This is a genomic window from Jannaschia pohangensis (assembly GCF_900113875.1).
In the GTDB taxonomy this organism is placed as follows: Bacteria; Pseudomonadota; Alphaproteobacteria; order Rhodobacterales; family Rhodobacteraceae; genus Jannaschia; species Jannaschia pohangensis.
Genome location: NZ_FORA01000003.1, coordinates 121,713 through 144,207, shown reverse-complemented (window position 1 = coordinate 144,207; position 22,495 = coordinate 121,713). Strand labels below are relative to the sequence as shown.

General features: G+C 65.2%; 24 protein-coding genes. 9 read left to right on the top strand and 15 right to left on the bottom strand.

Annotated features, from left to right (window positions below; all coding sequences use genetic code 11):
* Positions 1 to 9 precede the first annotated feature (9 nt).
* Positions 10 to 2,376 carry an ATP-dependent helicase HrpB gene (gene hrpB, locus BM002_RS11780; protein WP_175484884.1) on the bottom strand — a complete coding sequence of 789 codons (2,367 nt, stop codon included), beginning with the start codon at positions 2,374 to 2,376 and terminating at the stop codon, positions 10 to 12.
* A gap of 97 nt (positions 2,377 to 2,473) precedes the next feature.
* Positions 2,474 to 3,184 (bottom strand): DUF3108 domain-containing protein, encoded by a 711-nt coding sequence (locus tag BM002_RS11775; RefSeq protein ID WP_175484883.1) that lies wholly within the window; start codon positions 3,182 to 3,184, stop codon positions 2,474 to 2,476.
* Between the two features lie 117 nt (positions 3,185 to 3,301).
* Here BM002_RS11775 and meaB point away from each other — a divergent pair, with 117 nt between their 5' ends.
* Both meaB and rpmB read left to right on the top strand, forming a co-directional pair.
* Positions 3,302 to 4,279, top strand: coding sequence for a methylmalonyl Co-A mutase-associated GTPase MeaB (gene meaB, locus BM002_RS11770; RefSeq protein WP_092781072.1), 978 nt, complete (start codon positions 3,302 to 3,304; stop codon positions 4,277 to 4,279).
* 91 nt (positions 4,280 to 4,370) lie between these two features.
* Positions 4,371 to 4,673 (top strand): 50S ribosomal protein L28, encoded by a 303-nt coding sequence (gene rpmB / locus BM002_RS11765; protein ID WP_092781069.1) that lies wholly within the window; start codon positions 4,371 to 4,373, stop codon positions 4,671 to 4,673.
* Positions 4,674 to 4,740: 67 nt separating this feature from the next.
* Here rpmB and BM002_RS11760 read toward each other — a convergent pair whose 3' ends face one another.
* The 7 genes from BM002_RS11760 to BM002_RS11730 all read right to left on the bottom strand — a co-directional run bounded on the left by BM002_RS11760 (position 4,741) and on the right by BM002_RS11730 (position 11,921).
* On the bottom strand, positions 4,741 to 6,360 hold the full coding sequence (locus BM002_RS11760) for a dihydroxyacetone kinase subunit DhaK (protein WP_092781066.1): 1,620 nt from the start codon (positions 6,358 to 6,360) through the stop codon (positions 4,741 to 4,743).
* A gap of 10 nt (positions 6,361 to 6,370) precedes the next feature.
* Entirely contained in the window at positions 6,371 to 7,366 is a 996-nt protein-coding gene (locus BM002_RS11755) for an ABC transporter ATP-binding protein (RefSeq protein WP_092781063.1), read from the bottom strand.
* Positions 7,359 to 8,456: an ABC transporter ATP-binding protein gene (locus tag BM002_RS11750; RefSeq protein WP_092781060.1), complete on the bottom strand. Its 1,098-nt coding sequence runs from the start codon at positions 8,454 to 8,456 to the stop codon at positions 7,359 to 7,361. The genes BM002_RS11755 and BM002_RS11750 overlap by 8 nt, the downstream gene beginning before the upstream one ends.
* A 4-nt stretch (positions 8,457 to 8,460) precedes the next feature.
* Positions 8,461 to 8,649 carry a hypothetical protein gene (locus BM002_RS11745; protein WP_092781057.1) on the bottom strand — a complete coding sequence of 63 codons (189 nt, stop codon included), beginning with the start codon at positions 8,647 to 8,649 and terminating at the stop codon, positions 8,461 to 8,463.
* Entirely contained in the window at positions 8,646 to 9,584 is a 939-nt protein-coding gene (locus BM002_RS11740; RefSeq protein ID WP_092781054.1) for a carbohydrate ABC transporter permease, read from the bottom strand. Before BM002_RS11740 ends, BM002_RS11745 begins: the two co-directional genes overlap by 4 nt.
* On the bottom strand, positions 9,581 to 10,528 hold the full coding sequence (locus BM002_RS11735) for a carbohydrate ABC transporter permease (RefSeq protein WP_092781052.1): 948 nt from the start codon (positions 10,526 to 10,528) through the stop codon (positions 9,581 to 9,583). Before BM002_RS11735 ends, BM002_RS11740 begins: the two co-directional genes overlap by 4 nt.
* Before the next feature lie 103 nt (positions 10,529 to 10,631).
* Complete coding sequence (locus tag BM002_RS11730) at positions 10,632 to 11,921, bottom strand: ABC transporter substrate-binding protein (RefSeq protein ID WP_092781049.1); 1,290 nt, start codon at positions 11,919 to 11,921, stop codon at positions 10,632 to 10,634.
* Positions 11,922 to 12,144: 223 nt separating this feature from the next.
* On the opposite strand from BM002_RS11730, the gene BM002_RS11725 reads away from it, so the two are divergent.
* Complete coding sequence (locus BM002_RS11725; protein WP_092781046.1) at positions 12,145 to 13,191, top strand: LacI family DNA-binding transcriptional regulator; 1,047 nt, start codon at positions 12,145 to 12,147, stop codon at positions 13,189 to 13,191.
* A gap of 28 nt (positions 13,192 to 13,219) precedes the next feature.
* On the opposite strand, the gene BM002_RS11720 is transcribed toward BM002_RS11725, so the two are convergent.
* Positions 13,220 to 14,098 (bottom strand): LysR family transcriptional regulator, encoded by an 879-nt coding sequence (locus BM002_RS11720; protein WP_092781043.1) that lies wholly within the window; start codon positions 14,096 to 14,098, stop codon positions 13,220 to 13,222.
* Between the two features lie 99 nt (positions 14,099 to 14,197).
* Between BM002_RS11720 and BM002_RS19315 the strand changes: the two genes are divergently transcribed.
* On the top strand, positions 14,198 to 14,362 hold the full coding sequence (locus BM002_RS19315) for a hypothetical protein (RefSeq protein ID WP_175484881.1): 165 nt from the start codon (positions 14,198 to 14,200) through the stop codon (positions 14,360 to 14,362).
* 17 nt (positions 14,363 to 14,379) lie between these two features.
* Here BM002_RS19315 and BM002_RS11715 read toward each other — a convergent pair whose 3' ends face one another.
* Complete coding sequence (locus tag BM002_RS11715; protein ID WP_092781040.1) at positions 14,380 to 15,063, bottom strand: NAD-dependent deacylase; 684 nt, start codon at positions 15,061 to 15,063, stop codon at positions 14,380 to 14,382.
* A gap of 96 nt (positions 15,064 to 15,159) precedes the next feature.
* On the opposite strand from BM002_RS11715, the gene BM002_RS11710 reads away from it, so the two are divergent.
* Positions 15,160 to 15,858, top strand: a complete 699-nt coding sequence (locus tag BM002_RS11710; RefSeq protein WP_092781037.1) for a site-2 protease family protein — start codon at positions 15,160 to 15,162, stop codon at positions 15,856 to 15,858.
* On the opposite strand, the gene BM002_RS11705 is transcribed toward BM002_RS11710, so the two are convergent.
* The 4 genes from BM002_RS11705 to BM002_RS11690 all read right to left on the bottom strand — a co-directional run bounded on the left by BM002_RS11705 (position 15,803) and on the right by BM002_RS11690 (position 18,649).
* Positions 15,803 to 16,375: a hypothetical protein gene (locus BM002_RS11705; protein ID WP_139212358.1), complete on the bottom strand. Its 573-nt coding sequence runs from the start codon at positions 16,373 to 16,375 to the stop codon at positions 15,803 to 15,805. The two genes, BM002_RS11710 and BM002_RS11705, sit on opposite strands and share 56 nt — an antisense overlap.
* Positions 16,368 to 16,715, bottom strand: coding sequence for a hypothetical protein (locus BM002_RS11700; RefSeq protein ID WP_175484901.1), 348 nt, complete (start codon positions 16,713 to 16,715; stop codon positions 16,368 to 16,370). The genes BM002_RS11705 and BM002_RS11700 overlap by 8 nt, the downstream gene beginning before the upstream one ends.
* A gap of 99 nt (positions 16,716 to 16,814) precedes the next feature.
* Positions 16,815 to 18,107, bottom strand: a complete 1,293-nt coding sequence (locus tag BM002_RS11695; RefSeq protein ID WP_092781031.1) for a DEAD/DEAH box helicase — start codon at positions 18,105 to 18,107, stop codon at positions 16,815 to 16,817.
* A 335-nt stretch (positions 18,108 to 18,442) separates the two neighbouring features.
* Positions 18,443 to 18,649 (bottom strand): cold-shock protein, encoded by a 207-nt coding sequence (locus tag BM002_RS11690; RefSeq protein ID WP_055683189.1) that lies wholly within the window; start codon positions 18,647 to 18,649, stop codon positions 18,443 to 18,445.
* 428 nt (positions 18,650 to 19,077) lie between these two features.
* On the opposite strand from BM002_RS11690, the gene lepA reads away from it, so the two are divergent.
* The 4 genes from lepA (at position 19,078) to BM002_RS11670 (ending at position 22,491) form a co-directional block, all read left to right on the top strand.
* Positions 19,078 to 20,880, top strand: coding sequence for a translation elongation factor 4 (gene lepA / locus BM002_RS11685; RefSeq protein WP_092781028.1), 1,803 nt, complete (start codon positions 19,078 to 19,080; stop codon positions 20,878 to 20,880).
* 3 nt (positions 20,881 to 20,883) lie between these two features.
* Positions 20,884 to 21,423, top strand: a complete 540-nt coding sequence (locus BM002_RS19750) for a Panacea domain-containing protein (RefSeq protein ID WP_092781025.1) — start codon at positions 20,884 to 20,886, stop codon at positions 21,421 to 21,423.
* Positions 21,380 to 22,093, top strand: a complete 714-nt coding sequence (locus BM002_RS19130) for a hypothetical protein (protein WP_483867454.1) — start codon at positions 21,380 to 21,382, stop codon at positions 22,091 to 22,093. The genes BM002_RS19750 and BM002_RS19130 overlap by 44 nt, the downstream gene beginning before the upstream one ends.
* An 89-nt stretch (positions 22,094 to 22,182) precedes the next feature.
* Positions 22,183 to 22,491, top strand: a complete 309-nt coding sequence (locus tag BM002_RS11670) for a TraR/DksA family transcriptional regulator (protein ID WP_092781018.1) — start codon at positions 22,183 to 22,185, stop codon at positions 22,489 to 22,491.
* Positions 22,492 to 22,495: the final 4 nt, after the last annotated feature.

Here is a 22,495-nt window from a genome sequence, read left to right as displayed (position 1 = left end):
GAGCGCGGCTCAGGTCCCGCGCGGCTTGGCACGGGTCGTGGGGGCGGCCTCGGTCGGGTCTTCGGGCCAGGGGTGGCGCGGATATTGGCCGCGCATGTCCTTGCGCACGTCCGCATAAGTTCCGGCCCAGAATCCGGGCAGGTCCTGGGTGATGGCAATCGGGCGCTGCGCCGGGGACAGAAGCTCCATCCGCAGCGGCACCTCGCCCACCATCGGATGGCGCGTTTCGCCCAGTACCTCCTGCAGGCGAAGGGAAATGGTCGGGATTTCGGGCGCATAGTCGATGGGCACACTCCGCCCGAGCGGCGTGCGATAATGCGCCGGTGCGATCCGGTCCAACCTCTGGGCGTCGTCCCACCCGAGCCAGGCCTGCAAGGCGTCGAAGGGGTCGAGGCGGCCCAAACCGTCCGCGTCACGCACACCGTCCACGAAGGGCAGCAACCAGGCCTCAACGGATGCCAGCAGTGCCGCGTCCGACACGTCCCGCAGGCCCGCCGCCGCGATCCGCGCCCGCAGGAACCTTGCCCGCCGCGTCCAGGCCAGACAACCAAGCCCGAGCGACCGCACCCCCGCAAGGACGGCGGCAGCCATCGCCTCGGGCGGCGCGTCGACCCAGGGGCGGTCGTCCAGCGCGATGGCCCCCAGCTTTTCCTGTCGACGCGCTTCGACCCGGCGGTAGCGGTCGGACCAGTGGCAGTGCTCGACCCATGCGATGCGGTCGCCCAGAACCTCGCGCAGCTCCGCCTCGCTCAGGGACAGGGCGCGGCGCACACGGGCTTCGGTGAGGTCACCGTCAAGGTCGCAGGCCACGATCAGGCGGGATGTGGCCAGCGCATCGCCCTTGTCCATCCGCGCGCCCTTGCCGCCCGACAGAAGCCAGCGTGGCGCGTCGCCGGGCCGGCGCAGGCCAATCCGGTCGGGATAGGCGAGGGCGAGTTGCTGGGCCTGCGACAGGTCGGGTCCGGCCTCGTGACGGCGCAGACGTTTTGCCTCGGCCCGCGCTTCGACCGTCGGTTGGCGCAGGGCCTCGGTCAGATCCACCGACCCGGGCGGCAATCGCGTCCCGAGCGCGCCCGCCAGGACCGCAGACCCCTTGCCCCCGCGCAGGAGCATGTGGCCAAGCCGGGGATGCAGGGGCAGCCGGGCGAGGGCACGACCGTGGTCGGTGATCCGCCCCCCCTGCAAAGCGCCCAAATCGTCCAGCAGGGCGCGGGCCTCGATCAGGGCGCCCGGCGGGGGCGGGGTCAGGAAGGCCAGGGCCTCCTCGACCCCGTCCGATCCGCCGCCCCAGACGGCCAGTTCAAGCGCCAGCCCCGTCAGATCCGCGTTGGCGATTTCGGGGTCCGGGAAGGCCCGCATCCCGCCGTCTTCGCCCCGCGTCCAGTTGGCGAAGGCGATGCCCTCGGCGACACGGCCCGCGCGGCCCGCCCGCTGCGTCGCCTCGGCCCGGGTGACCCGCTCGGTGACCAGCCGGGTCATGCCGCTGCCGGGATCGAAGCGTGCGCGCCGGGACAGGCCGCCGTCGACCACGGCGCGCACCCCCTCGATCGTCAGCGAGGTTTCGGCGATGGCGGTGGCCAGCACAACCTTGCGCCCGGGGCCGGGCCGGATCGCGGCCTGTTGCGCCGCGAAGGGCAGGGCGCCGTAAAGCGGGTGAACCTGCGCCTTGATCCCGTCCAGAAGGGCGGCACAGCGGCGGATCTCGCCCTCGCCCGGCAGAAAGGCCAGCACATCGCCGTCGACGGTACCCAGGGCCTCGACGATGAGGGCCGCCACCTGTGCCTCGAACCTCTGTCCGGCGGGGGGCGGGCGGTCGCGCCAGCGCCGCTCGACCGCAAAGCTTCGGCCTTCGGAGGTGATGACGGGCGCGCCGAGCATCTGCGCCACCGGCCCGGCGTCCAGCGTGGCCGACATGACCAGCACGGCAAGGTCGGGGCGCAACGCCTGCCGCACCTCCCAGGTCAGGGCCAGGCCCAGGTCGGCGTTGAGCGAGCGTTCGTGGAATTCGTCGAAGATGACGGCGCCGACCCCCGGCAGATCCGGGTCGGTCTGCAACATGCGGGTCAGGATGCCTTCGGTAACCACTTCGATCCGGGTCGCGCCCGAGACCTCGCTCGCCCCGCGCATCCGGAAGCCGACGGTCTGGCCAACGGGTTCGCCCAGTGTCTGCGCCATCCGAACGGCGGCGGCGCGGGTGGCAAGGCGGCGCGGCTCCAGCATCAGGATGCGTCCGTTCATCCGGTCCAGCAGGGCCAGCGGCACGCGGGTCGTCTTGCCCGCACCGGGCGGGGCCTGCAGCACGGCGACGCCACCGCTGGTCAGGGCATCCCGGACCTGCGGTAGGACATCGTCGATGGGAAGCGGCGTCTGGGTCACGCGCCCCTTATCCCGAAGGATGGGGCGCGCGTCCATGTCGGTTCGCCGGTCACGGGGCGAGACCGTCCGCGCTGTCGGTTGCGATCGCGACTCCCGCTCAGCGGCGGCGCAGGACCGCGTCCCCGAGCGGGGTGGGCGCGCGGATCTCTGTCACTTGCACCCGGTCGCCGTCGAGGGTGCCGTAGACGAAGGTCATATCGACCGACGGACGCCTGGCCAGTTCTTCCGCGGAGTAGCCCGCGATCCGGCGATAGGCGCCGATGCAGACGATCGTCCCATCCGCCTGAGGCTGTGCCGGGCCGAGCGTCAGGCGGGAGACGTGGCGGCCGTCGAACAGGTTCTGGTCCAGGTCACAGGCCGCAGCCCGGGGCACCGGACGCATCATCTCGTAGAGCGAGGAGAGCGGGTCCATCACGCCCCGCTGTGCGGTCGGATCGATGTCATGGGGTTCGGGATCGCGGGCCGGGGTCACCGTCACCGATTGCGGGCGGCCATCCTGGAACCGGATCTCGGTCACCGTGGTCTCGCCGTTGTCATCCTCGGTTTCGCCATAGACCGAGCTTTCGAGGCCGCGCCGGGTCACGCGACCCTCGGCGCGCCCGTCATAGCCGTATTTTACAAGCGCACCCGCCGCGCCCGTCGCCTTGGCCGCCGCGACGACCGAATAGCGCCCGCCGCCCTCGCGCGCGCGCAGGGCGATCTGACCCGCCGTGATGCCGCGCAGGGACATGTCATAGCGAGCCTCGAACGTCTGGGCGTGGGCCGGGCAGGACAGGAGCAGCAGGGCGAGGAAAGGGCGCAGGGACATCGTGTCGGGCTCCGGGGGGTGCAGGTGTAACTGTAGATAGGGCAACCGGGGTGCGGGCACACCCCCGTTCGTGCGCGCTGCCTTGCAATGGCGAGCCACCGCGGGCATCCCCTTGGCATGAGTGACGATCCCCTGTTCCACCCCCTGCTGGAGGGCGACCGCCGGGCCCTGGCCCGCGCCATCACGCTGGTCGAGAGCACCCGCGCCGATCACCGGTCCCGTGCGACGGCCCTGCTGGAGGCCTTGCGCGGCCACGGTCGGCAGGCGCTTCGCATCGGGCTGTCCGGCACGCCGGGCGTGGGCAAGTCCACCTTCATCGAGGCCTTCGGGATGATGCTGATCGGCGCAGGCAAGCGCGTCGCCGTTCTGGCCGTCGATCCGAGCAGCGCGCGTACCGGCGGATCGATCTTGGGCGACAAGACGCGGATGGACCTGCTCAGCCGTGAACCCGCCGCCTTCATCCGCCCCTCGCCCGCCGCGAACCAGTTGGGCGGCGTCGCCCGTCGGTCCCGCGAGGCGGTGGCGCTCTGCGAGGCGGCGGGCTTCGACATCGTCCTGATCGAGACGGTCGGCGTCGGCCAGTCCGAGACGATGGTTGCGCGCATCGCAGACCTGTTCGTCCTGTTGCTCGCGCCCGCAGGCGGGGACGAGTTGCAGGGTGTCAAGCGCGGCATCATGGAAATCGCGGACCTGATCCTGGTGAACAAGGCGGATGGCGAATTGCGCGCGACGGCGACCCGGACTGTGGCCGATTATGCCGGTGCGCTGCGCCTGCTGCGCAAACGACCCCGCGACCCCGAGGGGTTTCCCAAGGCGCTGCCGGTGTCGGCCCTCGAATCGGCGGGGCTGGATCGCGCCTGGTCGGAGATGTCGGATCTGGTGAACTGGCGCCGCGACAACGGCCACTGGGACGCCACCCGCGCCGAGCAGGCCGCCCATTGGTTCGAGGAGGAGGTCCGATCCGGCCTTCTGGCCCGTCTGGACACGCCCGAGGCGCGTGCGCGCATGGCCCGCTTGGCCGCTGACGTCGCGTCGGGAGAGCGGGCGGCCCTGGCGGCGGCGCGCGAGATGCTCGAATCGCTCGGGAGTGCTTGACGGCAGGTGCAGGGAGGGCTATTCCGCCGCGACCGCGGGGCCGTTTTCGGCCCTGCATTCCTTTAGAAACCCTTCAAACCGAGGTCCCGCCATGTCGCGCGTCTGCGAACTCACCGGAAAAGGCCCGATGACGGGCAACAACGTCAGCCACGCGAACAACAAGACGCGTCGCCGGTTCCTGCCCAACCTCAATGATGTGACCCTCCAGTCGGAGACCCTGGGCCGCAGCTTCAAGCTGCGCATCTCGGCCGCGGCCCTGCGGACGGTCGATCACCGTGGCGGCCTCGATGCCTTCCTCGCCAAGGAAAAGGACGTGAACCTGTCCGACCGGGCGCTGAAGATCAAGAAGGACATCTCCAAGTCGTCCACGACGGCGGCCGCTCTGGAAGCCTGAGCGCGACCAGATGAATTGAGACGGGGGCCTTTCGGCCCCCGTTTTCGTTTGCGGTGATGGTCGGGGGTCAGGCCGCGATATGCGCGAAGAGCCGCGCGACGGCCTCGGCCCCGGGGTCCTTGTGGCCCTGCAATTGCGCTTCGTTCACGTAAGACGCGCGGCCCGCGTTGGCGCGGGTCATGTCGGCGGTGGCATCGGCACCTTCACGGGCCGCCTTCGATGCAGCCTCCGGTCCGTTCGCCAGGGCGTCGAGGGCCGGGGCAAGCGCATCGACCATCGTCCGGTCGCCCAGTTGCGCGCCGCCGATCTCCTGCATCCGGCGCAGGCCGGCCTGAAGCGCGTTGCGCATGGGCAGGCCCGAAGAGGCCGCGTCACCGGCGGCGGCAAAGAAGATCGCCAGCAGCACGCCCGAGGAGCCGCCCATCGTCTGGGTCAACTCCTGACCGACGGCGCGGAAGAGCTGCGTGTGGTCCGCCAGCGGCAGGGTGTCGACCGCCGAGATGAGCGCGCGGGACGCATTGGCCAGCGTCGACCCGGTGTCGCCGTCCCCCGATTTGGCGTCGAGCGCATTGAGGTCGTCTTCGGCGGCGATCAACGTCTCGCAGCAGCGCACCAGGAACGTCCGCGTCTCCTCGTGGGTCGAGGGCATCGCCCGGATCGGGGTCAATCCGTCGGGTAGGGGCACGCTACGGGCGGGAACCATGTCGCGGCATCCGGGCCAGGCCATGACCGTCACCGGCGCGGTCAGCAGGGTTCGGTCATCCTCGACCAGCGCATGGAGCGAGACGGAGAAACCGCGCATGTCGAGCGAGGTCATCATGCTGGCCGGACCGACCAGCAATTCGATCTGTCCCGCAATGTCCGACCGCATCAGTTCGTGCGCCAGAATCGACATCTCGAGGCCCGAGAGCCCGCCCAGATTGTTCAGAAGCGCCACATGCGGCCCGGCACGCAGGCCCGGGGACAGCTTCGCGACCACGGCGGTCATCGCCTGCCGGGCACTGGCAAAGGCGATCTGCTCGACCCCCGGCTCGTTGTGGATGCCGAGACCCAGTTCGGCCTGACCCTCGGGGATGCGGTCTTCCTTGGGCGAGCCGGGGATGGTGCAGACGTCGAGGGCCATGCCGATGGTCCGGCTGCTGTCGACGACGCGGGTTGCGGCGCGTGTCACCGTCTCCAGATCGGCGCCATCTTCGGCCAGCGCGCCTGCGATCTTGTGGACCAGAAGCGTGCTGGCCAGACCCCGCGCCTGTGCCAGGTCGGGCAGGGCGACGTCATCGTCGACGATGACCATCGACACATTGAGGCCGAAGGCGCGGGCCCGTTCCGCCGCAAGACCGAAGTTCAGCCGGTCGCCGGTGTAGTTCTTGACCACCAGCAGGCAGCCGCCCGGTCCGGTCACGGCCAGGATGCCCGCCAGGACCGCATCCACCGAGGGCGAGGCAAAGACCTCGCCGCAGACGGCGGCGGTAACCATCCCCGCGCCGACAAACCCCGCATGCGCCGGTTCATGCCCCGACCCGCCGCCGGTGACGATGGCGACGCGCGACTTGTCCCAATCGGCGCGCAGCACGACCTTGATGTGCGGGAAGCCGTCCAGCCGGGTGAGCGTCCCGCCCGAAGCGGCGATCGTGCCTTCGATGGCGTCGGTGACCAGGTCGGCCTTGTCGTTAATGAAATGTGCCATCTGTCCTCCCTCAGGCGATGCGCTGACCGGCGGCGTCGAAATAGAACGCGGCGGTCGGTCTGATCTTGACGGTGTCACCATCCCTGAGCGCGGTGTGTGCGTCAGTGACAGTGATGATCTCGTGGTTTCGGAACGCGAGGTGCAGGCGGGTCTGGTCGCCCAGGCGTTCGACCCGGCGGACGGTCGCATCCTCGCCCTCGCCCTGATGGATCTGTTCGGGGCGCAGACCGATGGTGCTGGCCCCCTGCGGCGCACCGGCGAAGACATCGGCAGGCAGGACATTGATGCGAGGCTGGCCCAGACGGCTGGCGGCATAGACGCTGACCGGGTTTTCATAAAGGTCGCGCGGCGTGCCGAATTGCACGAGCCGACCCTTGTCCAGAACGCCGACATGGGTCGCCATGGTCATCGCCTCGATCTGGTCGTGGGTGACATAGAGCAACGTCGCGCCCGAATTGGCCTGGATGCCCTTCAGCTCTACCCGCAGGTCCGAGCGCAACTTGGCATCCAGAGAGCTGAGGGGTTCGTCCATCAGGTAGACGGCAGGCCTGCGCACGAGGGCGCGGCCGATGGACACGCGCTGCATCTCGCCGCCCGACAGGGCCGTCGCCTTGTTGTCGAGCTTGTGGGAAATCTGTAGGGTTTCGGCCACTTCGGCCACCTTGCGCGCGATTTCGGCCGCCGGTGTCCTCAGGATCGGAGAGCGGAGCGGAAACGCCAGGTTCTCGCGCACCGTGAGATGCGGATAGAGCGAGTATTGCTGAAAAACCATCGCCACATCGCGCTGCGCCGGGGTCAGGCCCGCCATGTCGCGGCCCCCGATGAAAACCGACCCGGTATCGGGCAGATCCAGCCCCGACACCATGCGCAGGGTCGTGGTCTTGCCCGCCCCCGTCGGCCCGAGCAGGACGACGAAGGACCCGTCGGGAACCGTCATCGTGACATCATTCAGGCCGTAGTCATCGCCGAATTTGCGGGTCACCCCGGTCAATCGAACCTCAGCCATGGGACAACACTCCCTCGTTGGCACGGCTGTGCAGGGCGAGGCCGGTGGCGTTGTCGAACAGGGTGATCGTGCGCGGATCGAGGCGCAGGCCCGTCGTCTCGCCGGTGCGGACCGCCGTGGCCGAGGGCAGGCGCGCCTTGATGCGGCCATGGGCCGTCTCGACGGTAACGATCTGGGTTGTGCCCAGGTATTCCGTGGCCACGATCCGACCCCGCAGGGGGGCGGCGTCGTCCAGTGTCACGAATTCGGGGCGCACGCCCAGGGCCAGCGACCCGCGCGCGCCCTGGACAAGGTCGGGCATCCGGACGGGAGTTTCGGCCAGCATCACGGCGCCATCCCCGGGCGAGACGGCCCCGTCGAAATCGAGGAAGTTCATCGGCGGATCCCCGATGAAGCGGGCCACGAATTTGGTGGCCGGCCAGTCGTAGATGTCCTGCGGCACGCCGAATTGCTCGACCACGCCGTGGTTCATCACGACGATCTTGTCGCCCATCTGCATCGCCTCCAGCTGATCGTGGGTCACATAAACCGTGGTCGCCCCCATCCGGTCGTGCAGGGCGCGCAGCTCTTCGGACATGTGTTCGCGGAATTCGGCGTCGAGCGCGCCAAGCGGCTCGTCCATGAAGAAGGCCTTGGGGTCGCGCACGATTGCACGGCCCAGGGCCACGCGCTGCCGGTCACCCCCCGACAGGCCGCCGACGGGTCGGTCGAGGATGTCGGTGATGCCCAGGATTTCGGCCACCTCGCCAACCTTCTGCCGGATCCGGGCCTTGGCCATGCCCTGCGACTTGAGGGGATAGGAGATGTTCCCGCGCACGTTCATGTGCGGATAGAGCGCAAACATCTGGAACACGAAGGCGATGTCGCGCTGGCTGGCGGGTTTCTGGCCCACTTCCTCGCCGTCGATAAAGATCTCGCCTGACGTGGGCAGTTCCAGCCCTGCCATCATCCGGAGCGTCGTCGTCTTGCCGCAGCCCGAGGGACCGAGCAGCATGAAGAACTCACCGTCCTCGATGGTGAAGGTCGAGGATCTGACGGCATTGAAGGCGCCGAAATCCTTGCGCACGTTCTCGATGCGGATCTGTGCCATGGTCCTACTCCCGGAAGTGGCTGACGATGATGAACATCACCGTGCCGACCAATGTGACGACGAAGGACCAGGTGTAGAGCCAGAGCGCGAAGGGCTGCATCAGCATGACCACGCCCGTGGCGATCAGGACGGAGGCCAGCAATTCCCAGGCCCCGCGCCGAAAGCCGACGATCCCCTTGATGAACTCGATCATTTGCGCACCGCCCCGAACGTGATGCCCCGCAACAGGTGTTTGCGCAGCAGAATGGTGAAGATCATGACCGGGACGAGGAAGATCGTCGCCCCGGCGGCCACGGCGGGCCAATCCTTGCCGCCGACCCCGATGATGGTCGGAATGAAAGGCGGCGCGGTCTGCGCCGTGCCCGACGTCAGCAGAACGGCGAAGGCGTATTCGTTCCAGGCGAAGATCAGGCAGAAGATGGCGGTCGACGCGATGCCCGTCGCGGCCTGTGGCAGCACGACCTTGTAGAAGGCCTGAAACCGCGTGTAGCCGTCGATAAGCGCCGCCTCTTCGTATTCGATGGGGATCTCGTCGATGAACCCCTTCAGCAACCAGACCGACAGCGACAGGTTGACCGCCGTATAGAGTAGGATCATTCCCAGATGCGTGTCGTTCAGCCCGATCTGCCGGAACATCAGGAAGATGGGGATGGCCACGGCAATCGGCGGCATCATCCGCGTCGACAGGATGAAGAACAGCAGATCATCCTTGAGCGGCACCCGGAAGCGGCTGAAGGCATAGGCGGCGGCGGTGCCCAGGATCATGCAGAGCGCGGTGGAGCCGAAGCCAATGATCACCGAGTTGAGGAACCGCGCGCCGTAGCGGCTGGGGCCCGAGATCACCATGTCCTGTCCGCGCACGATCTCCTGATACCAGGTTTCGGGCGGCCCGGCGGCCTCCAGCATCTCGGGGGTGGCGCGGGTGCGTTCGGTGAAGAGGTTCACATAGCCCTCCAGCGTCGGCTCGAAGATGACCTTGGGCGGATAGGAGATCGCATCGGCGGGCGACTTGAACCCGGTCGCGATGATCCAGATCAGCGGCAGCAGGGTGACGATCGCATAGCCGACGACCATCACACCGGCGAACCACTTGGTTTTCGGGCTGGGTTCGGTCACGGAAAAGCTCATCTGTCTTTCACCTTGTTGAGGGCCTTCACATAGATCGAGGCCAGGCCGAAGACGGTGACGAAGAGGATCACGGCATAGGCCGAGGAGTATCCGGTACGCCATTTCTCGAAGGCTTCCCGCTTGAGGTCGATGGAGGTCAGGGTCGTGGTGTTGCCCGGCCCCCCTCCGGTCAGCTGCACCACAAGGTCGAACATCTTGAAGTTCTCGATGCCCCGGAACAGCACGGCCAGCATCAGGAAGGGCAGGACCATGGGCATGGTGATGGTGAAGAACTGCCGCAGCTTGCTGGCCCGGTCGCATTCCGCCGCCTCATAGATGCTGTCGGGAATGGAGCGCAGGCCCGCGAGGCAGATCAGCATCACGAAGGGCGTCCACATCCAAGTGTCCGCGATCACGATGGCCCAAGGGGCCAGATGCACGTCCCCGATCATCGAGAAGCCCGCCGGGTCCGCCCCGGTGAAGAAGGCCACCACGTAGTTGAACAGGCCGATCTGGGGTTGATAGAGGAACGTCCAGAAATTGCCGACCACCGCGGGCGACAGCATCATCGGAAAGACGATGATCGTGGTCCACAGATCGTTGCCGCGGAATTTCTTGTTGATGAGAAAGGCAAGAAAGAACCCGATCAGGACCTGCAACAGGATCGTCCAGATCAGGAAATGCGCCGTCGCCTGCATCGTCTGCCAGACGTCGTCATCGGTCAGGATGCGCTGGTAGTTCCGCAGGCCGACCCATTCCATGTCGTTGTTCGGACGGTTCACGCGGAAGTCGGTGAAGCTGAGCCGGATCGTCCAGATCAGCGGAAAGATGTTCACGGCCAGAAGCAGGAAGATCGACGGCGCCACGAAGATCCAGGCGATGGTCCTGTCGGACAGGCCACGGATGCGGCGGGCGGCGGCGGCGGGTGTCGCCCGGGCCACGCGGTCGATGGGGGACGTCGTCATGGGCTGTCCTTCGGAAGGGCCGGAGAGGGAGCCGTCGCCCGGCTTGCGGGCGACGACAGATCGGGACGCGGCGGGGAAGAGGTCACCGCGCCCCGATGCGGGATCAGAGCTTGCCTTCGTCCTCGAAGACCTCGGTCCAATCCTCGACCAGCTTGTCCAGTGCTTCCTGCGCGGTGCCTTCGCCCGCGATGACATAGGCGTGCATCCGGTCCTGCATCGCGATCAGCAGGTCGGCATAGGCGGGCTCGGCCCAGAAGTCCTTCACGATGGCCATGCTGTCGAGGAAGGTCTGGGCATAGGGCTGGCTGGTGGCGAAACCCGGGTCTTCGACGACGGCTTTCAGCGCGGAATAGCCGCCCAACTCCCACCATTTTGCCTGGATTTCCGGCTGTGCGAACCACTGGATGTATTCCAGCGCAGCGTCCTGCTTGTCCGAATAGGACACGACCGAAATGCCCTGGCCACCCAGTTGGGCGAATTGTCCGGCGGGGCCTGCGGGGTTCGGGAAATAGCCCGACTTGCCGCCGCCCACGTTCGGGTCGGCCTCGACCCCCGGCCAGATGAAGGCAAAGTTCATCTGCAACGCGACCTGTCCCGATTTGTAGGCGTCGATATTTTCGCCCATGTACCAGTTGGACGACCCCGGCGGCGTGCCCGCGTCATAGAGCGACTTGTAGAACTCCAGCCCCGCCACGGCCCCGGCGGAATTGACGAAACCGTCGAGGACATAGGGCTGGTCGGGGTCCTCATAGAGGAAGCCATAGTTGTAGAGCGCGTTGGTCACGCCCATCGTGATCCCTTCGGAACCGCGCTCGGTATAGATTGCGGCGCCGTAGACCGTTGTTCCGTCGATGTCGCGGCCCTGGAAGAATGTCGCGATATCGCGCAGCTCCTCGAGCGTGGCTGGCACATCGAGCGGGCGGCCATAGGTGGACTGGAATTCGGCCTGAAGCTCGGGCCGCTCGAACCAGTCCTTGCGGTAGGTCCAGCCCACGACGTCGCCGAAGGCGGGCAGGGCATAGTAGTTCGGCGTGCCCTTGGGCCATTCGGCATAGCCGGTGACGGTCGCCGGGATGAAATCATCCATTGTGATGCCATTGGCGTCGAAGAAATCGTTCAACTTCACATAGTGCCCGTTCTCGGCGCCGCCGCCGATCCACTGGCTGTCACCGATCATCAGGTCACAAAGTTGCCCGCCGGAATTCAATTCGTTCAGCATCCGGTCCGCGAAGTTGGGCCAGGGGACGAATTCGAAATTCATCGTGTGCCCCGACGCTGCCTCGAAATCCTTGGACAGCTCGATCAGGGCATTGGCGGGGTCCCAGGCGGCCCAGCAGAGCGTCAGGTCGGTGGCATGGCCATCGGCGGCGGCAGGCATCGTCGCGGCAGCCATCAGCGCACCGCCGGCTACGCCCGCAAGCAGAATTCTATTCATGGTGTCAGATCTCCCTGATGCCAACGATGCGACCTCCCTGTCGGCACCTTCTGGCTGGAACAGGCATATTTGAGGCACGTGCCTCAAATCAAGTGAATTCTGAGGCACGTGTATCAAAAGAGTGGATTCACCATAAAAACCGGGCTATTCCCCCCGAAGATCGAGACAGGACAGCACCCGCATGGACGACAGTTCCGACGACCTCCTCCGCCCGACCACCAAGGATCTGGCCCGTGTTGCCGGGGTGAGTCGCGCGACCGTCGACCGGGTTCTCAACAACCGCGAGGGGGTCCGCCAGAAGACCGTGGACAGGGTGAATGCCGCGATCCGGGACCTGGGTTTCGTGCGCAATATCGCCGCCGCGAACCTCGCCAAGAGCCGTCGCTACCGTTTTCTGTTCATTCTGCCGCGCACGGGCGATCTGTTCCTGCAAGAGCTGTCGGATCGGATCGAGGAGGGGGCCGCCGCCTTCGCCAACGATGCCGTGTCGGCCGAGTTGCAGCGTGTCGATACCAACGATCCGCACATCCTGTCGCAATACCTGACCGATCTGTCCGCCGACCGCTGGGACGGCGTTGCGATCATGGCGCCCCAGTCCCCGCAATTGCGCGACGCCGTCACGCGCCTTCTGGAGCGGGGGATTCAGGTGCTGCCCTTCGTCGCCAATCAGGAGGGCACGATTTCGGACGATTTCGTCGGCATCGACAACAAGACCGCCGGGGCCACCGCAGGGCTTCTGATGGGGCGCTTCGTGGGCCGATCGCAGGGCAAGATCCTGGTGGTGGCCGAGACGATGAACGCCCAGGACAGTCTGGAGCGGCGGCACGGTTTCGACATGACCCTGCACCGGAAGTTCCCGAACCTGCGGGTGCTGCCGTCGCTTGAAACCTATGGCGCGGACAGCCGGGCCGAGGCGGTGCTGACCACGACGATCGCCCATCACCCGGATATTCTGGGCGTCTACATCCTCAGCTCCGAAGCGCGCGTGCCCCTGCGGATCCTGCAGCAACTCAACATGCCCGACCACGTCGTCCAGATCGTGCACGAGCGGACGGCCTCCACCGTGTCGGCCCTGCTCGACGGGTCCGTCGATGCGATCATCACCCAGGATCCCGGTCATCTGGCACGCAGCGCCCTGCGCCGTCTCAAGGCGCGCTGTGACGGGTCGGAAATTCTGGCATCGCAGGAAAGGATCAGGACGGAAATCCTTCTGGAAACGAACGTCTAGGCCTTGGCGGCGCAATCGACGTCTCCAGTCACCTGACGGCGGCCTGCTCGTGCAGCCAACGGCGCAGCTTGCGCAACCGGGGCGAAACCTGATCCGGCTGGGTCACGATGTAATAGGCCAGCGGCCCGCTGCTCAGTTCGCAGATCTTCACGAAGTCCCCCGCCTCGACCTGACGGTCGACCAGAGACTTGGGCTGAACGGTCAGGCCATGGCCCGCCTGCGCGGCGCTCAGCACCATCCAGTTCGTCGCCATCAGCTGAATCCGCACCTGTTCCAGGTCGATCCCCTCCTGCTCGATCATGGCGCGCCGTTCCATCATGTAGTGCTCCAGAAGCCAGGGCAGGTCTGCCACGTCCTGCAGGCAGTTCGCCGTGCGCCCCGCCATCAGCCTCGGGTGCGCGACCACCCAGTATTGCCCGTCGGTCAGCAATTCGACGTCCAGCCCGGGCCATTGCCCCGCACCGTGGCGGATCGCCATGTCGATCCCGTCGCGCCGCAGGTCAAGGATGTCGATGCTCGGGCTGATGTTGAGCGGGATGTCGGGATGGCGGGTCCAGAAATCCCCGATCCGGGGCATCAGCCAGTTGGTCGCGAAGGCGGGCGTCACCGACAGGACGAGCGGCCGGGTCTCGGCGTCGTTGCGAAGTGCGGCAACCGCCTCGGCGATGGTGCCGAAGCCATCGGTCAGTGCGTCGGCCAGTTGCAGGCCGGTGGGGGTCACCGCGATGCCGCGCCCCTGACGCACCACGAGGCTCTGGGACAGGAGCGCTTCCAGCTTGCGGACATGCTGCCCGATGGCGGCATGGGTCACGTTCAATTCGCTCGCCGCCTCCGACAGGCTGCGATGGCGCGCGGCGGCCTCGAAGGCACGAAGGGCGGCAAGGGGCGGGACGTCTTTCCAGTTCACGACATGATACCTGAGCTTACATATGAGATTTCATACTGATTTCCCTGCAGGGCTATCATCATGCAGTATTGACCCATAGACCAAATGTCAGAGGTTGATATGAAACTCTCCGTAAAGAAAATCTTCGCCCGTGCGTTCCGTGAAACCAAGGTGCGGCCGCTGCCGGGTTTGCCCACCGAGGATGACATGTATCTCGCCCATATGCGCCGAAAGGCCGACGATGCGCCGCGCAGCCACGGCAACTATGAGCGTCGCATATTCTGAAGAGGTCCGGGCGGCGTTCAGGCGTCGCCCGTGATCTCTGCCACCCATCCGGGCACCACGTCGGTCGCAGACCCCTCTCGGACCGTGTCGAAACGCCCGCCCGATCCTTCGAGGTTCAGTTCCAGCGTTTCCGCGCCGACCGCCCGGGCCAGTTCGACAAAGCCCGCTGCCGGATAGACGGTGCCCGAAGTCCCGATGCTGACGAACAGGTCCGCCTCGGTCACCGCCGCCTCGATCGTCTCCATGTGATAGGGCAGCTCTCCGAACCAGACGATGTCGGGCCGCGTCGGACCCGCCGCGCAGGCGGGGCAGGGCGCGTCCGGCGTCATGACGTCCGGAGCCGTCCAGCGGTGACCGCAAGCGGCACAAAGCGCGCGGTCCAATTCGCCATGCATGTGGATGACGCCGCTTGCGCCCGCCCGCTCCAGCAGGTCGTCGATGTTCTGGGTGACCAGCGTCACACCCGGACTCTGGGACAGACGGGCCAGCGCCGCGTGGGCGGCGTTCGGGGCCGCCGCCCGCATGTTGGCCCGCCGCGCGTTGTAGAAATCGTGGACCAACGCGGGGTTGCGCGAAAACCCCTGTGGCGTCGCGACCTCTTCCAGGTCGTATTTTGTCCATAATCCATCGGTATCGCGAAAGGTGCCCAACCCGGACTCTGCGCTCAACCCTGCGCCCGACAACACGACGATCCGTTTCATGGTTTGCAGGCTAGCGTCAGCTGACGGCCTGTGCCATCCCGAACCAAAGGCCGTTCGATACGGCTCACAAAAGACAAAAAAGACCCCGAGGCCCAGATGCTCGACACCGCCGCCCAACCCCTTTTCAGCTTCCGTGGCCCCATGGGCGTTCGCGTCGATGTTGTGCCCAGTTTCCTGCTGCTGGCCGGGGTGTTCGTCCTGTTCGATCCATCGGTGCGGGCGCTGGGGTTCTTCGCGATGATCGCCGTCTCGATCTTCCTGCACGAATTCGGCCATGCCTGGGGTGCGCTGGTACAGGGCGTGTCGGTCCAGCGTGTCGTCATGTGGGGCGGCGGTGGGCTTTGCTATCACGGCGGCACCCCCGATCCGCGCAAGCGCGAGTTCATCACGATCATGGGGCCGCTGGTGAACCTTGCGCTCTGGGCCATCGCGTCGCTCGCCTCGACCTGGCTCTACGGGCAACTCGATCAGGGGGCGTTCAACGGCTTCTCGTCCGACACCGGCTGGGAAATCGCGTGGCAACTGCATCTCTTTGCATGGATCAACCTGGTGCTCTTCGGGATCAACATGATCCCGGTCAATCCGCTGGATGGCGGGCGGCTGTTCTTCTTCATGCTGTGGCGCGTGACCAAGCTGGAAACGGCATCCAGGATTGCCGGGGGCCTCGGCGTCGTCGCCTCGGTCCTGTGGATCCCGGCGGCGATCTACGTCTTCATCACCTGGGGCTATATCCTGTTCTTCATTCCGTCGGTGCAGCACCATCTGGCGATATATCGGGGGCAGTCACTTCCGTGATTTCGGCGCAGCCGGTTTCGTCACACAGCGTCACGTCGCGCAACCAGGCCGACCAGTTCAACAGGTCGTCGCGCGGCGGGCTCTCGCTCCAGGCGATCTGCACCGCATAGAGCCCTTCCTTCCCTTCCAGCACCCGCAGGATGGCCACTTCCGACCGGCCCGTCGGCTCCAGGTTCTGACAGGCGTGGATCGACATGGTGACCGAGCGGTCCTCCATCATCGTCACTTCCGGGTCCATGCGAAACGCCGCCGGACAGGCCAGCGTCATATCCGCCGACAGGATGTCCACGAATTCCATTGCACTGACCTTCGATCCCGGCATTTCGGCCACGGTGATGGCCTGTGACCAGAAGGCCAGGTTCTGCCCCTCCGTCACATATTCCACCAGACGCAGGCCGGGCGTCGCGCTGGCGTGAACGCCCTCGACCCCGGCAGGCGGGAAGAACCGCAAGACCTCCTCCGCACTGACCACACTCGGGCCAAGCACCAGCAAGGCCGCCGCAATCGCCCTACGCACAGCTGCGCTCGGCGGTTTCGACGAACGCGCGGTAGCGCTTCCAGTAACGCTCATCCCCGGGCCGGTCCGACTGGCGGGTTTCCTGCGCAAGATGCGGGTCGCGGAAGAACCGGGTGGCCCGGCTCTGCTCGCCCCGGGTCAGCGATTGATCCGCCGACGCCTGGACGCAGCCGCACAGACTGCGCGACGCGGCGGTCCGGCCCGCCCGCAGGCAGGCGTCGAAAATGGGTCCGGTCGCGAAACTGCGCGCCGCCGTCGGTGTATCGAGACGTCCACCCCCGCCACAGGCCGACAGGCCCACGACAAGTCCGAGGAGTGCGATTGTCTTGATCGGATTCATGCTGCTCAGGCCTCCGGTCATGTGTTTTGGGCAACATGACAGAGGCGGGGGAATGTGACAAGAATCCTCATCCCCCGACCCGGGCTTTTCGTCGTGAAATCAGGCGGACTTGCGCGGTCCGCGCCGACGGTTGCCGCCCGACGGCTTGGCCGCGGCCCCGCCCGACGGCGCGCCATGACGCTGGCCACCACCACCGCCACCACCGCTGCGCCGACGATTGCCGCCGCCCCGCTGCTGCTTGGGCTTCGCCTCTTCCTGCGACGGGGACCAGCGGCGCCCGGTCGCCACGGGGATCTCGCCCTTGATGACCTTCTCGATGTCCTTCAGTTCGCCCATCTCGTCGGGGGCACACAGCGTGATCGCGGCCCCTTCGCGGCCCGCGCGGGCGGTCCGGCCGATCCGGTGGACGTAAGTCTCGGGCACGTTCGGCAGTTCGTAGTTGTAGACGTGCTTGACCACCGGGATATCCAGACCCCGGGCCGCCACATCCGTCGCCACGAGAACTGGTGCTTCGCCCTTGGTGAAGGCCTCCAGAGCGCGGGTCCGCTGCCCCTGGCTGCGGTTGCCGTGGATCGCGACGGCGTTGACGCCGGCAGAGGTCAGCTGCTTGGCCAGACGGTCGGAGCCGTGCTTGGTGCGCGCAAAGACCAGCGCCGCCTCGCCCTCGTGAGCGCGCAGCAGATCCAGCAACAGGCCGGGCTTCTCCGCCTTGGCGATGAAGTGGATCGACTGCTCGATCTTGTCGGCGGTCTGGCCACTGGTTGCGACCTGCACCCGCACCGGGTGGCTCAGATAGGTCGCGGCCAGCTTTTCCATGTCCTTGGGCATCGTCGCGCTGAACAGCAGTGTCTGACGATCCTTGGGCAGTTTCGGCTCGATCTTCCGCAGGGCGTGGATGAAGCCCATGTCCAGCATCTGGTCAGCCTCGTCCAGGACCAGGAAATGCGTCTGCGACAGGTCGACGGCGCCCCGGTCCATCAGGTCGATCAGGCGGCCGGGCGTGGCCACCAGAAGGTCGACACCGCGCTCCATGCGCTTGATCTGCGGGGTGATGCCGACGCCGCCGACGACTTTGGCGACCTTCAGGTGGCTGCCCTTGATGAACCCGTCGAGGCTTTCGCCGATCTGGCTGACCAACTCGCGGGTCGGCGCCAGGATCAGCGCACGGGCGCAGCGCTTGTCGGGGCGGGCATCGTCGGCCAGCAAGTGCTGAACCAGCGGCAGGCCGAAGGCGGCGGTCTTGCCGGTGCCGGTCTGGGCCAGGCCCATGACGTCGCGCCCTTCCAGAGCGGGGGGAATGCCCTGCTTCTGGATCGGGGTCGGGTCCTTGATGCCCATCTCGGTCAGGGCGGCGATGAGGCGGGGCTTCAGCCCCAGCATGTCGAAATCCATCGTGTATCTTTCTGCGTCACGCGGACGCATCTGCCGCGCAGGCGCGCGGAATTCGGGGTCACGGGCCAGTCGCCCGCGCCTCCCTGGCGTGATCCTTGGGAAAGCGGCCTGCCGATCGTGGTGGCTGTCCCGTATGGACACCCGGCTCACGCGGCCCGAAGGGCAGGGTTGGATGTCATGTGGGCGAAGGGCCGAAGTCTGTCAAGCGCCGCGTGCCGCGCCGCGGCATTCAGTCCGCCGTCGGCCCGGGGTTGATCCGGCATGAAAAAGGGCGCGCCATCGCTGGCACGCCCCTCGAAACCTTGGTCTGGCTCCGGATGAACCGGAGCTGACGCTCAGGCCAGTGCGATGTTGGTGGCGCTTTCGCGGCCGTCGCGACCGGGCTCGATATCGAAGGTCACCTTCTGGTTGTCGGCCAGACCGGTCAGGCCCGCGCGCTCAACAGCCGAGATGTGCACGAACACGTCCTTGCTGCCGCCATCGGGGGCGATGAATCCGAAGCCTTTGGTGGTGTTGAACCATTTGACGGTACCAGTGGCCATTGTCGTTCTCCTAGTGGTCTTCTGTCCGCGGTATGCGACAGATCGGCTTTTTCAGTGCTAGATCGGAGCACTGATGCCAAGAGGAGCAGCGGTCGCGATAGAGATAATGTAGCCAGCCTGACATTGGTGATCAGAACGAAAATTTCCAGTGTTATTTTGGGGATTGTAACAATCGGGTAAGCGAACGCATACGATTTCAAAGCTGGAAAATATATTTAGATCAGTATATTGATCCGCAGTCGGCAAAGTCCCGCCCGTTCGGTGAAGATCGGCCAGATCACGCAGGGATGCGGCCCGGAACCCCGCCTGAAGCGTTTCGGCGCGCGACGCGGTGTCGCCCCGGCGACTCGATGGTGCCTCACCCCTTTCCGCGCGGCCCCCGGCGGTATATCTGCGATCAGACCCCATTTCCCAAAGGCCGCCCCTCCATGACGACCGACCTCGCCCGTATCCGGAACTTTTCCATCGTCGCCCACATCGACCATGGCAAGTCCACCCTGGCCGACCGCCTGATTCAGGAGACGAACACCGTCTCGGCGCGCGACATGAAGGCGCAGATGCTCGACTCCATGGATATCGAGCGGGAACGCGGGATCACCATCAAGGCGAACACCGTCCGTATCCAGTTCACCGCCGCCGACGGTCTGGAATACACGCTCAACCTGATCGACACCCCGGGACACGTCGACTTCGCCTATGAAGTCTCGCGCTCCATGCGCGCCGTCGAGGGCTCTCTCCTGGTCGTCGACAGCACCCAGGGCGTCGAGGCGCAGACGCTGGCCAACGTCTATCAGGCCATCGACGCGGATCACGAGATCGTCCCCGTCCTCAACAAGATCGACCTGCCCGCGTCCGAGCCCGACCGGGTGCGCGAACAGATCGAGGATGTCATCGGCATCGACGCCTCCGAGGCGATGCTGGTCTCGGCCAAGACCGGCGAGGGGATCCGCGAGACCCTCCAGGCCATCATCGACCGCCTGCCCGCGCCCAAGGGCGACATCGACGCGCCCCTCAAGGCCATGCTGGTCGACAGCTGGTACGACAGCTATCTGGGCGTCATCGTCCTTGTCCGCATCATCGACGGCCGCCTGAAAAAGGGCGAGCGTGTCCGCTTCATGTCCAACGACACGGTTCACCACGTCGACCGCATCGGCGTCTTCCGCCCCGCCATGACCGAGATCGACGAACTGGGACCGGGCGAGATCGGCTTCCTGACCGCCTCCATCAAACAGGTGCGCGACACCCGCGTGGGCGACACGATCACCCATGAAAAGCGCAGCGCCGACAAGGCCCTGCCGGGCTTCAAACCGTCCCAACCCGTGGTCTTCTGCGGCCTGTTCCCGGTCGATAGCGCCCTTTTCGAAGACCTGCGCGATGCCATCGACAAGCTCGCCCTCAACGACGCCTCGTTCAGCTTCGAGGTCGAATCCTCCGCCGCCCTCGGCTTCGGCTTCCGCTGCGGCTTCCTCGGTCTTCTCCACCTCGAGGTCATCCGCGACCGGATCGAACGCGAATACGATATCGACCTGATCACCACGGCCCCCTCGGTCGTCTATCACATCCACATGCGCGACGGCACGATGCAGGAGCTGCACAACCCCGCCGACATGCCTGACCTGACCCACGTCGACCACGTGGAGGAGCCGCGAATCAAGGCCACCATCCTCGTCCCCGACGATTACCTCGGCGACGTCCTCAAACTCTGCCAGGACCGGCGCGGCATCCAGATGGACCTGACCTATGCGGGCCCCCGCGCAATGGTGGTCTATGACCTGCCGCTCAACGAGGTGGTCTTCGACTTCTACGACCGCCTGAAATCGGTGACCAAGGGCTATGCCTCCTTCGACTACCAGATGATCGGCTACCGCGAGGATTACCTGGTCAAGATGCAGGTGCTGGTGAACGAAGAGCCGGTCGACGCCCTCTCGATGATGGTCCACCGCGACCGCGCCGAAACCCGCGGCCGCGCCATGGTGGAAAAGCTCAAGGAACTGATCCCCCGCCACATGTTCAAGATCCCGATCCAGGCCGCCATCGGCGGCCGCGTCGTCGCCCGCGAAACCCTGTCCGCCATGCGCAAGGACGTGACCGCCAAGTGTTACGGGGGGGATGCGACCCGGAAGAAGAAGCTGCTGGAGAAGCAGAAGGCGGGCAAGAAGAAGATGCGCCAGTTCGGGAAAGTGGAGATCCCGCAGAGTGCGTTTATCAATGCGTTGAAGATGGATAGCTGATTGATGCATGATCCGAGATCAATTGCTAACTTCATAATCGATGTAAGGCGCTTCCTGAACGCTGAAACTACGTCACTTGAACTTCAAAAGCTATTATATTTCTGCCATGCATCGTACTTAAAGAGATATGGTACGCCGCTAGTTTCAGGAAATTTCGAGGCATGGGATTTCGGCCCGGTGCATCCTGTAGTCTACAAGGCGTTTAAAAGCTTTGGAAGATCAGCAATAATAAGCCGTGCAAAATCGATAAATGCTGTGACAGGCGAAGTGCGACCGATCCCCCGTCCAGATAAACCAGTTCAAAGGCATGTAATTCAGACCGTAACGTCACTCTTCGATATGACTGCTGGTCAGCTAGTTGATCTGAGTCACGCCAAAAACGCTCCTTGGGATGTTGTTTGGCGTCACAAGGACTCGCGGGGGACGATCATATCTGATAGAACAATCGATGAACACTATCGATTCCACCATTTGCCGCGCATAGCTAGTGAGAAAACTGATGCTTCAATCGCCTTCGAAGACGTACCACCTTACGACCATTGACCTTGCTAACCTTTGTGCCAAGACAATCGGAGAGCGTTATCGGGCACTTCGGGCTTGGGAAAAACCGAGAGTTTGGATGTCGTATCAACCGATCCGTCAGAACTGGGCAAAGTTGATAGCGAGGGAACCGTCACTTAACATGGCGCTCGTCGGTGATTGCAAGGATAGCTTGCTGAACCACATTTCGCGGTCCTGTCGATATGGTGAGGGTGATGTTGCGGCAAATATTGCGGTGGCGACTGCAATTTGGGACTGGGCAGAAGAAAAGAAGGCTACCAGTATCGCGCATCAATTCGAGCCTTACCGCCTTCCGTTGTCTACAAACAGCTTTTTTGAATCTGGCATTATCTGTGTTGGTGCCAAGGGATATGGATTACTGCTAGATCCTCGTCGGTCTTCGAGCGGCTTAGATCACGGCGGTCGGGATTTCGCCTTTTCTGCGATGTACTGGAAGGTGTTTGGAAACGCAGACTATGTTGACCTCGACCTTGCAATCATGAAGGTCACGGACAGTAAAAAGCAGCGTCGCGTCAAGCTTGTTGAGTTTGATGGTCAGCCTGTGTTCACGAACGAAGAAGTCCTTTCTAGGATCGAAGAAACCCAGAAAATCTGGCTTGATGTGCAGCTTGAGCGTCGACATGCAGCGAGCAGAGGCGGTGAAGCTCTCTAATGCCTTTGGACGGGCTTATTCCCCCCTTGACCCAAATCAAGGCCCCCACCCCCCGACGCCGCCCATACTCCCCCCGAAAGGAGCGCATCATGACCGACCCGAAGACCCTTCTCCTCGCCCGCAAGGCGGAGCTCATGGACGACCTGGCCCATATCGAGGATCAGCTGGATGACCCGGCCCCCAAGGATTGGGAGGATGCGGCCTCCGAGCGGCAGGGGGACGAGGTGCTGGAGTCGCTGGGCATGCACGACCAGACGGAACTGCGCGCCATCGACGCGGCCCTCGCCCGGATCGAGGACGGCACCTATGGCACCTGTGCGAAATGCGGCGACCCCATCTCGACCGAGCGGCTGGAGGCGGTGCCGACCGCCGCGCTGTGTCGCAACTGCGCCACCTGACGGC

What these genes read in the sequence shown, in the direction of transcription:
- BM002_RS11775 (WP_175484883.1), bottom strand. Translation starts at nt 3,184, where the DNA reads ATGTCCCTGCGCCCTTTCCTCGCCCTGCTGCTCCTGTCCTGCCCGGCC.
- meaB (WP_092781072.1), top strand. Translation starts at nt 3,302, where the DNA reads ATGAGTGACGATCCCCTGTTCCACCCCCTGCTGGAGGGCGACCGCCGG.
- rpmB (WP_092781069.1), top strand. Translation starts at nt 4,371, where the DNA reads ATGTCGCGCGTCTGCGAACTCACCGGAAAAGGCCCGATGACGGGCAAC.
- BM002_RS11760 (WP_092781066.1), bottom strand. Translation starts at nt 6,360, where the DNA reads ATGGCACATTTCATTAACGACAAGGCCGACCTGGTCACCGACGCCATC.
- BM002_RS11755 (WP_092781063.1), bottom strand. Translation starts at nt 7,366, where the DNA reads ATGGCTGAGGTTCGATTGACCGGGGTGACCCGCAAATTCGGCGATGAC.
- BM002_RS11750 (WP_092781060.1), bottom strand. Translation starts at nt 8,456, where the DNA reads ATGGCACAGATCCGCATCGAGAACGTGCGCAAGGATTTCGGCGCCTTC.
- BM002_RS11745 (WP_092781057.1), bottom strand. Translation starts at nt 8,649, where the DNA reads ATGATCGAGTTCATCAAGGGGATCGTCGGCTTTCGGCGCGGGGCCTGG.
- BM002_RS11740 (WP_092781054.1), bottom strand. Translation starts at nt 9,584, where the DNA reads ATGAGCTTTTCCGTGACCGAACCCAGCCCGAAAACCAAGTGGTTCGCC.
- BM002_RS11735 (WP_092781052.1), bottom strand. Translation starts at nt 10,528, where the DNA reads ATGACGACGTCCCCCATCGACCGCGTGGCCCGGGCGACACCCGCCGCC.
- BM002_RS11730 (WP_092781049.1), bottom strand. Translation starts at nt 11,921, where the DNA reads ATGGCTGCCGCGACGATGCCTGCCGCCGCCGATGGCCATGCCACCGAC.
- BM002_RS11725 (WP_092781046.1), top strand. Translation starts at nt 12,145, where the DNA reads ATGGACGACAGTTCCGACGACCTCCTCCGCCCGACCACCAAGGATCTG.
- BM002_RS19315 (WP_175484881.1), top strand. Translation starts at nt 14,198, where the DNA reads ATGAAACTCTCCGTAAAGAAAATCTTCGCCCGTGCGTTCCGTGAAACC.
- BM002_RS11715 (WP_092781040.1), bottom strand. Translation starts at nt 15,063, where the DNA reads ATGAAACGGATCGTCGTGTTGTCGGGCGCAGGGTTGAGCGCAGAGTCC.
- BM002_RS11710 (WP_092781037.1), top strand. Translation starts at nt 15,160, where the DNA reads ATGCTCGACACCGCCGCCCAACCCCTTTTCAGCTTCCGTGGCCCCATG.
- BM002_RS11700 (WP_175484901.1), bottom strand. Translation starts at nt 16,715, where the DNA reads ATGAATCCGATCAAGACAATCGCACTCCTCGGACTTGTCGTGGGCCTG.
- BM002_RS11695 (WP_092781031.1), bottom strand. Translation starts at nt 18,107, where the DNA reads ATGGATTTCGACATGCTGGGGCTGAAGCCCCGCCTCATCGCCGCCCTG.
- BM002_RS11690 (WP_055683189.1), bottom strand. Translation starts at nt 18,649, where the DNA reads ATGGCCACTGGTACCGTCAAATGGTTCAACACCACCAAAGGCTTCGGA.
- lepA (WP_092781028.1), top strand. Translation starts at nt 19,078, where the DNA reads ATGACGACCGACCTCGCCCGTATCCGGAACTTTTCCATCGTCGCCCAC.
- BM002_RS19750 (WP_092781025.1), top strand. Translation starts at nt 20,884, where the DNA reads ATGCATGATCCGAGATCAATTGCTAACTTCATAATCGATGTAAGGCGC.
- BM002_RS19130 (WP_483867454.1), top strand. Translation starts at nt 21,380, where the DNA reads ATGCTTCAATCGCCTTCGAAGACGTACCACCTTACGACCATTGACCTT.
- BM002_RS11670 (WP_092781018.1), top strand. Translation starts at nt 22,183, where the DNA reads ATGACCGACCCGAAGACCCTTCTCCTCGCCCGCAAGGCGGAGCTCATG.